This is a genomic window from Halorubrum distributum JCM 13561 (genome assembly GCF_000337395.1).
Taxonomy (GTDB): domain Archaea; phylum Halobacteriota; class Halobacteria; order Halobacteriales; family Haloferacaceae; genus Halorubrum; species Halorubrum distributum.
In genome coordinates, this window is sequence record NZ_AOJF01000026.1 from 1 (window position 1) to 9,499 (window position 9,499).

Here is a 9,499-nt window from a genome sequence, read left to right on the forward strand (position 1 = left end):
AGAGATGTGTATAAGAGACAGATGATGTCCTTCTTGCGGTCCTGGATCGAGACGAACCCGTCCTCGTCGACGACCGCAAGGTCGCCCATGTGGTAGTACCCCTCCAGTCGCTCGGAGAACGCCTCCTCGGTGGCCTCGGGCTTGTTCCAGTAGCGGTCCATCACTTGGTTGCCCCGCACGACGATCTCACCGATCGTTTCGCCGTCGGCGGCCACGTCCTCGCCGTTCTCGTCGACGACGCGCACGTCCGTGCCGAGATAGCCGATCCCCTGCGTCTTCTTGACCGCGAAGCGGTCGTCGGCGCCCTCGTCGAAGTGGCGCTTCGCGTCTGAGGTGGTGATAAGCGGGCCCGTCTCGGTCGCGCCGTACACGTGTTTGAGATCCCAGCCGAACTCTTCCTCGACGGTGCGGATCGTCGCCTCCGGCGGCGCCGCGCCCGCCGTGGCGACCCGCACGTCGTTGTCGCCCGTCGTCGCGCCCCCGTGTTCGGCGTGGTGGTCGCCGAGCATGTTGAGGACGGTCGGCGCCGCACAGAAGTACGAGACGTCCTCGCCGCGGATCCGGTCGAACGTCTCCGCGACGTCGACCCCGCGGGTACAGACGTGCCGGGCGCCCGCCCCGGTGATCGCGTAGATGTGTCCCCAGCCGTTGACGTGGAACATCGGCAGCGTCCAGAGGTACACGTCGTCGTCGGTGATCTCCTGGTGGATCGAGATGAGGTACGCGTGGAGCGTCTCGGCGCGGTGGGTTCGGCAGACCCCCTTCGGGTCGCCGGTGGTCCCCGAGGTGTAGTTGATCGTTATCACCTCGTCCTCGTCCATCTCCGGGCGCTCGTAGGCGTCGGGGTCCGCGTCGTCGAGCGCGGCGTCGAACGACTCCCAGTCGCCCTCGACCGCGTCCGCGTCGTTCGTGAGGAACGTCTCCGTGGGCACCTCGTCGCGGATCGCCTCGACGTTCGCGGCGTACTCGGCGTCGGCGTAGATGGCGTCGACGCCGGCGTCCGAGAGCATGTACGAGAAGTCGTCGGGCGTGAGCCGGTAGTTCAGCGGCGTGTGAACCGCGCCGACTTGCATCGCGCCGTAGGCGGCCTCCAGGTGGTAGTGCGTGTTCGGGTCCAACACCGCCACCCGGTCGCCCTTCTCGATCCCGCGCGCCTGAAGCGCGGCGGAGAAGCGGTCGGCGCGCTCGCCGAGCTCCGCGTACGTGTATCGCGTCCCGTCGACCGCGAGGACCGCCTCCTCGTCGGCGTAGTGGCGCCGCGCCCGGTCCAGAAAGTCCGTCGTCAACAGCGGCTTGTGCATCGTCTGTCACTATCGATGATGTGTGAAATTGTTTGCGGCCGACGCAAGGGACGGACGGTCGCGGGAGCCTTTTCACGGTCGGCGGCGGAGGGGTGAGAAATGAGCGACGAGTCCGAGGGGTCGGCGTTCGGCGAGGGGTACGTGATTCCGATCGCAGGACTGCTGTCGTTCATGTTCGCGCTGATGGCGGGGCTCACCGCGCAGCGGGCGCTTTCCGGCGACCCGACCGACGTCGCGGTGACCGTCGGATTCGCCGTCGTGGCGGTCCTCGCGCTCCGGATCCGCATGAAGGCTGTCGCGGCGCGGACGAGCGACGACGGGGGCGCGGGCGAGGAGTGACGACGGAAAGCCGGTCCGCGAAGCGGCCGCTCGGTGCGATCTACGGCTCCGATGCGGGCGCCCGCGCGAGGGTTCGCGACCGCCGCTGACGCGTGGACGAATCGCATACCGGCGCCGGGATCAGAACCCTTAACAGTCGCACCCGATTGTGCTACGATAGCGGGATGGGATAGCCAGGAGATTCCGCCGGGCTCATAACCCGGAGATCGGTAGTTCAAATCTACCTCCCGCTATTTTCTTTCGAAGCCGACTGACTCCTGACCGGTCGTTACACACCGAACGTCGTTTCCACCTTTCGGAGCCGCCGCCGCCGAACCCGGAAGCGATTTCCGTCGCGCTGTCGTTTCCACGCGTATGGACTACGAATCGAGCCTCGACCGCGCGATGGATGAGGTACCGGATCTGGGCGGCTCCGACGAGCGGCTGTCGGTTCCGGACCCGGAATGGCAGAAGGACGGCGCGTTCACCCGCCTGACGAACCTCTCCGGAATCGCCGACGCCCTGAGCCGCGACCCCGAACACGTCCACTCGAAGATCCAGCAGGAGCTGGGGACCGCGGGCCAGTACGAGGACGGCCGCGCGCGTTACAGCGGGAACTTCCGCGAGCGCGACTTCCAGGCCGCGATCGACTCGTACATCGAGTCGTTCGTCACCTGCTCGGAGTGCGGCCTCCCCGACACCCGGCTGGAGACCGAGAACCGGACGCCGATGCTCCGCTGTGAGGCCTGCGGGGCGTTCCGGCCGGTGGCGAAACAGAACACCTCCAACACCCAGCGGCAGGAGGACGCCGTGGAGTCGGGCAACACCTACGAGCTCGAGATCGTCGGCACGGGCCGCAAGGGCGACGGCGTCGCCGAGCGCGGCGAGTACACCATCTTCGTCCCCGGCGCGCAGGAGGGCGAGACCGTGACCGCCTACATCAAGAACGTCTCCGGCAACCTCGCGTTCGCCCGCCGCGAGGACTGAGCGGAGGCGGAAGAGCCCGTCCCCGCCGTTCCGCTACCCGACCGTTTATCCGCGCGTTCTCGTATCCTGAGCCATGGCCACGCGACTCCCCGAGTCGGCCTTCGCGGACCGGCTCGCAGCCGTGCGGGACCGACTCGCCGACACCGACGCCGACGCCGCCACGTGGGTCGGCGCGACAGCGATAGAGTACCTCACCGGCTTCCATCACATCCAGACGGAGCGGCCGGTCGTCCTCGCGGTCACCGACGACCGCGTCGAGATCACGGTTCCGAGACTGGAGGTCGAGCGCGTCGAACCCAATCCGCGGATCGACGCCGTCAATCACTACTTCGACTACCCCGGCGGCGAGCCCGTCTCTGTCGCCGTCGAGATGCTGAACGGGCTCGGCGCCGACGCGATCGCCGCCGACGCCGACGGCCCGCCGGGCGTGATGGGGTACGAAGGGCCCGCCTTCTCCGAGTTCGTCGACGTCGAGACGCAGTCGTGGGTCGGCCGGATGCGCTGGGCGAAGTCCGACGCCGAGGTCGAGCTGATCCGCGAGTCGGCGAAGTGGGCGAACCTCGGCCACCGCTACCTCGCCGACTACTCCGAACCGGGCGCGCACCCCGCCACCGTCTCGCAGCGTGCGTCCACCGACGCCTCCCGCGCCATGCTCGACGCGCTCGGTGACGCGTACAGCGTCCGCGTCCGCGGCGACGGCCCGGTACACGCCGGCTACATCTCCGGCGAGGAGACCGCGCTCCCGCACGGCCACACCCCGAACGAGCGGCTCTCCGAGGGCGACGTGCTGGTCACCGGCGCGAGCGCGAACGTCGACGGCTACCGCTCCGAGCTGGAGCGGACGATGTTCGTCGGCGACTACTCCGACGAGCAGGAACACTACTTCGAGCTTATGCTTGAGGCGCAGACGCTCGCCATCGACGCCCTGGGCCCCGGCGTCCCGGTCGCCGAGGTCGACGAAGTCGTCTGGGAGTACTTCGAAGAGCAGGGCGTGGCCGACCTCGCGCAGCACCACGTCGGCCACAACATCGGGCTCGGCGCCCACGAGCCGCCGTACATCGACCGCGGCTGGGGCGAGCGCTACGACGGCGACGACGCGGTGATGGAACCGGGCCACGTGTACACGATCGAACCCGGAATCTACACCGACGAGTTCGGCTACCGCCACTCCGACACGGTGGCGATCACCGAGTCGGGGACGGAGCGGCTCACGAACTTCCCGCGCGACATCGACTCGAACGTCGTCTAATCGCACCGCACGGAACCGCCAGCCTCACGCGATCCGCTCGACGGCGACGCGGTGTCCGGTCTCGTCGACGTGGTCGCGGTGGACCGCGTCCGCGTCGGTCTCGACGTCGTACAGGCGTTCAAGCGGGCATTCACGGCAGACGAGATGGTATCGTTCGGTCCGGTGGATGGGGGACATACCGGAGATACCCTCCGTGACGGCATAGTTACGAAGGACCTACCACCGGACAACGAGACGTTATTCGGCGGCCCGACGTCCCCGAGTCACTCTCCCGCCGCCGGAGACCGCGACGCGAACCGATCGAGCGCGACCTCCAGCATGTCCGGGCTCACCGGCTGGTACTCCTCGCGCTCGTGTTCCGGGAGGTACTCTCGGACGCCGTTCCACGAGTCGCGCGCGTAGCGAGCGTCGAGCAGGACGCGGACGCCGCGCTCGTCTGGCCCGCGGATGACGCGGCCGACCGCCTGCCGGGCCTTGCGCACGGCGGGGACGGTGAGCGCCGTCTCGAACCCCGACTCGAACCGCCGGTCGTAGGCGGTGATCACCGCCCGCGTCTGCGGTCGCGCCGTGTTGATGATCGGGACGCCGCAGACGACGGCCGCCGAGAGGCGGTCGCCGCGGTAGTCGACGCCCTCGGTGAGCGTGCCGCGGAGGCTCGTCACCAGCACCTTCCCGTCGCCCGCGAAGAAGTCGTCCTTCAGCGACTCCGTCTCGCGGTCGCCGGAGGACTCGTCGAGCAGGACCGGCTTGTCGAGCCGCTCCGAGAGCGACTCCGCAATCCACGACGCCTCGGCGTAGCTCGGGGTGCCGACGAGGACGTTCCCCTCGCGGCGCGCGACCGAGGCCGTCGCGTCGAGGTGCGCGAGCCGCGTCGGGTTCTCCTCGCCCGGGGCGCCGCGGTTCTGGTGAGTGAACTTCGGCGCGTCGACCGCGAGGCTCGCCCGGTTCTCTTCGGGGAAGGATAGGCCGTAGGTCCGCTCGACGACCGGGCGGCCGCGCTCCGCGAGGTGGTCGAGGCCGGTCACCTCCCGGAACAGGTCCATCGGCTCCAGCGTCGCGCTCATGAGGACGCCGCCGCCGAACTCCGCGAGGCGGTCGCCGATCGGCTCGCTGGGCAGGCAGTTGTGGAGCGCGAGGCGCGCGTTGTACGCCCGCCGCCACGAGTCCGGCGGCTCCGTCTCGTCGAACGTGCGTTCGAGCTCGATCGCCCGGAAGAAGTCGGTGTGGCCCTCCCGGTACCAGGCGTTGAGGGTCCGGCCGACGCCGGGGGCGGCGCGCTGCTTGTCCTCGTCCTCCAGCGTGTCGAGGACGCGCTTGACGACCGCGCCGACCTGCTCGGCGCGCGCCCAGACGCGCTCGCCGTACCCCTCGTCGTCGGCCCACGCCGTGATCTCGTCTTCGCCCGGCTCCTCGGGGTCGCGGAGCGGGATTTCCTCGTCGTCGAGGTCGCGGAGCGACGCCCGCCAGTCGGGGCGCTCTCGGTCGAGGTGGGCAGTCACGCGCCGGTCCAGCTCGCCGCGCAGGTCGGCGTAGAACTCCCGGACGGCCTCGATCTCCTCGACGCTCACGTCCGCGTCCTCCAGCTCGCCGCGGACCAAGGCGGCGTCGTCGGACTCCGCGCCCGCCGACTCGAACGAGAGCGGCTGGACGACGCGAGTGAGTTCGTTCTCCGCGTCGCGCAGGCTCGCGTCCGCGACGGCGTCGCTCACGAGGTCGCGGACGCGCGGTTCGAGCATGTGCGCCTCGTCGCAGACGACGAACGTGGAGTCGTCCAACAGCGCGCCGGTGAACGTCCCGGTGGTCACGGGGTCGAACGCGTGGTAGTAGTTGCCGATGACGACCTCGACCTCCGGCACGAGCGCGCCCATGATCGAGTGGGGACAGGAACCGTGACCCGCCGCGAGCCGGACGAGCTCGTCGGCGTCGACGTGGCCGAGTTCGGTCACGTCGAACGGGACCGCCTCCGCGGGGTCGCCGTCGTCGGGCAGGTCGTCGAGGAAGCCGGCGTAGAAGGGGCAGAACTCGACGTCGTCGTACTCTTCGGTGTCGGGGCGGTACGGGGTGGGCTCGCCGTCGACGGAGAGGTAGTCGGCGGCCGGCGCGCCGTCCTCGTCGGACGCGTCGCCCGCCCCGGGCGCCCCGCCCGCGGCGGAGCCGGAGTCCATGAGCCCGACCTGCTGGCTGCGCGCCTCGCTCACGAGGTTCGAGGTCGTCGTCGCGCCGCCGTCGCCGACGAGGTTGCGGGTTCGCTCGCGGAGCCCCTCGCAGCGCTCGTACACGTTCTCGCGGTCGATCCCGCCGCGGTTCTCCCGCGCGTACGGGCAGACGTCCGCCTTACCGACGAGCGTGAGCCCGGAGACGGGGTCGTACTCCTCCGGGAGGTCGTCGTTGATCGTTCGCAGGTCCGTCTCGAACTGGCGCAGCTGCTGTTTGACGCTGGTGAGGACGAAGACGCGCTCGAAGTCGGACTCCGGGTCGCGGACGCGGTCGAGCCCGGCGGTGAGCGCGAGCATCGTCTTCCCCGTCCCGCAGGCGCCCTCCAGCGCGAGGAAGCCGCCGTCCGCGGCGGCGTCGACGGCGGCGTCGATGCCGTCGGCCTGCTCGGGGTAGGGTTCGGGATGGCCGAAGAGGTCGGCCCACGGGGGCGAGTCGGTCACGAGCGCGAGTTACGCCCCATCCGGTTTAAACGCTTCATCGGCGGCGTGCCGAGCGCGTCCTCGACGCGTCGCTGTCGAGAGGCGATAGAGGTGCGGGCGGGGCGGCCTCACTCCACGATGTCGTGGAGGTCGGAGAGCCGGTCTATCTCCCAGGTCGGCCAGACGTTCAGCTCCCAGTCGCGGCGGTGGGGGCGGCGGATGAACGCCGAGTCGATGCCGGCGTTCTCGGCCGCGCGCACGTCGGACTCGTTGTCGCCGACGAACAGCGCGTTGCCCGCGTCGAGGTCGCCGAGGGCCTGCTCGATGTAGTGGGGGTTCGGCTTGCGCAGCTGGAGCGAGTGGATCGTGGGCTCGCGGCCGTACGCGGCGCCCATGCGGTCGAATCCGTCGAAGTGGTCGACGAGGAAGTCGACGGTCGCCTGCTGGTTCGACGAGACGATCCCCATCTGGACGTCGAGGTCCTGGAGCTCGTCGAGGTCGTCGTACGGTGTCTTGCGCCCCTCGCGGGCCTCCTGCTGTTGGGCCCGCGACACCACGTCGTCGCGCGTCCGCCAGAACGACCCCGGATCGAGGTCGTACGTCTGACAGACGGTGCCGACGCTACCGGGGGTCGCACCGATGGTCATCTGCTCTACGTCGTCCGGATCGGGCTCCTCGACGCCGCACTCTTCGAACGCGTTCCGGGTCGCATCCCGGAGCACGTCGAAGCGCGTGCGGCCCACGAGGACACCGTCGTTGTCGAACACGACGGTATCGTACGTCATAGCTTCCATTCACGGCCGGCAGGGATAAGCGTTTCAGTGACGGTCTCAGCGGCGAGAATCGACACGAGGCGACTTTCTGCGGTCGATCGAGGGGTTCCACCGGTCGGTTTTCCCGTCCGGGTACCGTGGAGCGAGCCATGCGCGTCAGCGTCATCGGCGGCAGTTCGATCGACGGGGAGACGGCGGCGGTCGCGGAGGCGCTCGGCGAGCGGCTCGCGGAGCGCGGCCACGTCGTCGTCTGCGGCGGCCTCGGCGGCGTCATGGAGGCGGTGTGTCGCGGGGCTCGGGCGGCCGACGGCACGACGATTGGGATCCTGCCGACGGACGACCGCGGGGACGCGAACCCGCACGTCACGGTTCCGATCGCGACCGGGATGGGTCACGCGCGCAACGCCATCGTCGTAATGAACGGCGACGCCGCCGTCGCCGTCGACGGGGCGAGCGGCACGCTCTCCGAGGTCGGGCTCGCGCTCGCGCAGGGCCGCCCGGTGGCCGGACTCGACACCCACGACGTCGCCGGCGTCGAGGCCGTCGACTCGCCCGCGGCGGCGGTGGAGTACGTCGAACGCGCCGGACGGACGGAATAACCCCGCCGGAGTCAGTCGTCGTACTCGACGCCGGTTATCTCGAACCTCGCGCCGCCGCGCGAGCCCTCGGAGACGGCGACCTCCCAGCCGTGAGCGCTGGCGACCTCCGAGACGATGTTGAGGCCGAACCCGGTCCCGTCCCGATCCGTCGTGTACCCGACCTCGAACACGCGGTCGCGCTCGGCCTCGGGGATCCCCGGGCCGTCGTCCTCGACGAAGAACCCCGACGGGAGGACGGCGCCGGCGCGCGTCGTCGTGTACATCGGCGAGATGTCCCCGACGACGACGGTCACGTCGTCGCTGCCGTGTTCCACGCTGTTCCGGAACAGGTTCTCCAACAGCCGCTTCAGGCGCCCGCGCTCCGCGAGGATCCGCCGGTCAGTGTCGACGACGAGCGTCGCGTCGCCGGTCGCGACGTTCGCCCAGCACTCCTCCGCGACGGCGGACAGCTCGACCGGTTCGAGCTCCCCCGGCTGCTCGCCCTGCTTCGCGAGCGTCAACAGGCCCGCGATCAGTTCGAGCGTCCGGTCGACCGCCGACGCCGCGGTGTCGACGTGTCCGAGATCCCCTTCGCTTTGCGCCATGTCGAGCCGCCCCTGAGCGACGTTGAGCGGGTTTCGCAGGTCGTGCGAGACGCCGTGAACGAAGCCTTCGAGGCGGTCGCGCTGTCGCTCGGCCTCCGCCACCGCGCGGGCGGACGCGACGGCGTTCGATATCCGGTAGACGAGAACGGGCGCTCGGTCCGAATCGGTCGACACCCTCGCGACGTCCGTGGCGCCCGCGTCGAATGCCTCGGCCACGCCAGACGCGTCGAGCGCCTCGTCGGGGCAGAACACGATCGGGAGCGCCGGGTGTCGGTCGCGGACCGCCTCGACGGCGGGGAGGCCGGTCGGTTCCGCGGGTCGACCGACCGCGACCAAGCAGTCGACTGGCGAGTCCCGGAGAATCTCCAGGGCCGCGTCGACCGTCGCGACCGGTTCGACGGCGAGGCGGTCGTCGGCGCGCTCCAGCGACGCCTTGAGCTCCGCCGCTCGGTCGCGGGTACTCGCGACGAGGACGACGGCGATCGAACCCCTGAGAGTGGACATCGCGGAGGACCCTCTCTGAACGCCCGGCCGCTTGAGTGATAAACGTTAGCGGGGAACGCGTCAGTCGGAGAACCGTTTCGCGGCGTCGCGCGCCGTCCCGGTTCCGCTCAGGCGAGCCGTTCGCTCGCGATCTCGGCGCCCTCGACGAGCGCCTCCAGCTTCGCCCACGCGATCTCGGGGTCGACCATCCCGAGGCCGGCCTGCGTGCCGAACCCGCAGTCGGGCGCGGCGACGAGCGGCGTGCCGCCGTCGACCGCGTCGGCGACGCGCTCCAGCCGGTCGGCGATCGTCTCCGGGTGGTCGATGATGTTCGTCTTCACGTCGACGACGCCGGGAATGAGCGTCCACCCGTCGGGGGCGGGGTGTTCCCCGAACGCGCGGTACTCGTGCTGGTGGCGCGGGTTCGCCTGCTCGACGCTGAGCCCGGTGATGTCCGCCTCGTAGATCAGCGGTAGCATCTCCGCGAGGTCGGTGTCGAGGTGGTGGGGGCCCTCGTAGCTACCCCAGCAGGTGTGGAGGCGGACCTGCTCGGCGGGCACGTTCGCGAG

The 9,499-nt window shown here is 70.1% G+C and carries 9 protein-coding genes, 1 tRNA gene and 1 pseudogene; 5 read left to right on the forward strand and 6 right to left on the reverse strand.

Annotation, left to right across the window (positions count from 1 at the left end):
• The coding region (locus C470_RS03865; RefSeq protein ID WP_008365414.1) for an AMP-binding protein at nt 1-1,301 on the reverse strand (1,301 nt) is incomplete at its 3' end.
• Nucleotides 1,302-1,400: 99 nt separating this feature from the next.
• Here C470_RS03865 and C470_RS03870 point away from each other — a divergent pair.
• The 4 genes from C470_RS03870 to C470_RS03885 all read left to right on the forward strand — a co-directional run bounded on the left by C470_RS03870 (nt 1,401) and on the right by C470_RS03885 (nt 3,855).
• Nucleotides 1,401-1,640 (forward strand): hypothetical protein, encoded by a 240-nt coding sequence (locus C470_RS03870; RefSeq protein WP_004598183.1) that lies wholly within the window; start codon nt 1,401-1,403, stop codon nt 1,638-1,640.
• Between the two features lie 158 nt (nt 1,641-1,798).
• Nucleotides 1,799-1,873: transfer RNA gene (locus tag C470_RS03875), tRNA-Met, on the forward strand.
• A 121-nt stretch (nt 1,874-1,994) separates the two neighbouring features.
• Nucleotides 1,995-2,606 (forward strand): translation initiation factor IF-2 subunit beta, encoded by a 612-nt coding sequence (locus C470_RS03880; RefSeq protein ID WP_004598184.1) that lies wholly within the window; start codon nt 1,995-1,997, stop codon nt 2,604-2,606.
• Between the two features lie 73 nt (nt 2,607-2,679).
• Nucleotides 2,680-3,855 carry a M24 family metallopeptidase gene (locus C470_RS03885; RefSeq protein WP_008365416.1) on the forward strand — a complete coding sequence of 392 codons (1,176 nt, stop codon included), beginning with the start codon at nt 2,680-2,682 and terminating at the stop codon, nt 3,853-3,855.
• Nucleotides 3,856-3,879: 24 nt separating this feature from the next.
• Here C470_RS03885 and C470_RS16015 read toward each other — a convergent pair whose 3' ends face one another.
• From C470_RS16015 to C470_RS03895, 3 genes are all read right to left on the reverse strand, one after another.
• Complete coding sequence (locus C470_RS16015; protein ID WP_004598186.1) at nt 3,880-4,032, reverse strand: hypothetical protein; 153 nt, start codon at nt 4,030-4,032, stop codon at nt 3,880-3,882.
• An 86-nt stretch (nt 4,033-4,118) separates the two neighbouring features.
• On the reverse strand, nt 4,119-6,512 hold the full coding sequence (locus C470_RS03890) for an ATP-dependent DNA helicase (RefSeq protein WP_008365418.1): 2,394 nt from the start codon (nt 6,510-6,512) through the stop codon (nt 4,119-4,121).
• Nucleotides 6,513-6,619: 107 nt separating this feature from the next.
• Nucleotides 6,620-7,276 (reverse strand): HAD family hydrolase, encoded by a 657-nt coding sequence (locus C470_RS03895; RefSeq protein WP_004598188.1) that lies wholly within the window; start codon nt 7,274-7,276, stop codon nt 6,620-6,622.
• 137 nt (nt 7,277-7,413) lie between these two features.
• Between C470_RS03895 and C470_RS03900 the strand changes: the two genes are divergently transcribed.
• Nucleotides 7,414-7,863 carry a TIGR00725 family protein gene (locus C470_RS03900; RefSeq protein WP_004598189.1) on the forward strand — a complete coding sequence of 150 codons (450 nt, stop codon included), beginning with the start codon at nt 7,414-7,416 and terminating at the stop codon, nt 7,861-7,863.
• A gap of 11 nt (nt 7,864-7,874) precedes the next feature.
• On the opposite strand, the gene C470_RS03905 is transcribed toward C470_RS03900, so the two are convergent.
• Both C470_RS03905 and C470_RS03910 read right to left on the reverse strand, forming a co-directional pair.
• Nucleotides 7,875-8,951, reverse strand: a complete 1,077-nt coding sequence (locus C470_RS03905; protein WP_008365421.1) for an ATP-binding response regulator — start codon at nt 8,949-8,951, stop codon at nt 7,875-7,877.
• A 107-nt stretch (nt 8,952-9,058) separates the two neighbouring features.
• A pseudogene (locus C470_RS03910) lies at nt 9,059-9,499 on the reverse strand (methionine synthase); the annotation flags it as partial.

Bases quoted from the DNA above. Each gene is read 5' to 3' on its own strand.
- C470_RS03900 (WP_004598189.1), top strand. From the start codon at position 7,414: ATGCGCGTCAGCGTCATCGGCGGCAGTTCGATCGACGGGGAGACGGCG.
- C470_RS03905 (WP_008365421.1), bottom strand. From the start codon at position 8,951: ATGTCCACTCTCAGGGGTTCGATCGCCGTCGTCCTCGTCGCGAGTACC.
- C470_RS16015 (WP_004598186.1), bottom strand. From the start codon at position 4,032: ATGTCCCCCATCCACCGGACCGAACGATACCATCTCGTCTGCCGTGAA.
- C470_RS03895 (WP_004598188.1), bottom strand. From the start codon at position 7,276: ATGACGTACGATACCGTCGTGTTCGACAACGACGGTGTCCTCGTGGGC.
- C470_RS03870 (WP_004598183.1), top strand. From the start codon at position 1,401: ATGAGCGACGAGTCCGAGGGGTCGGCGTTCGGCGAGGGGTACGTGATT.
- C470_RS03885 (WP_008365416.1), top strand. From the start codon at position 2,680: ATGGCCACGCGACTCCCCGAGTCGGCCTTCGCGGACCGGCTCGCAGCC.
- C470_RS03880 (WP_004598184.1), top strand. From the start codon at position 1,995: ATGGACTACGAATCGAGCCTCGACCGCGCGATGGATGAGGTACCGGAT.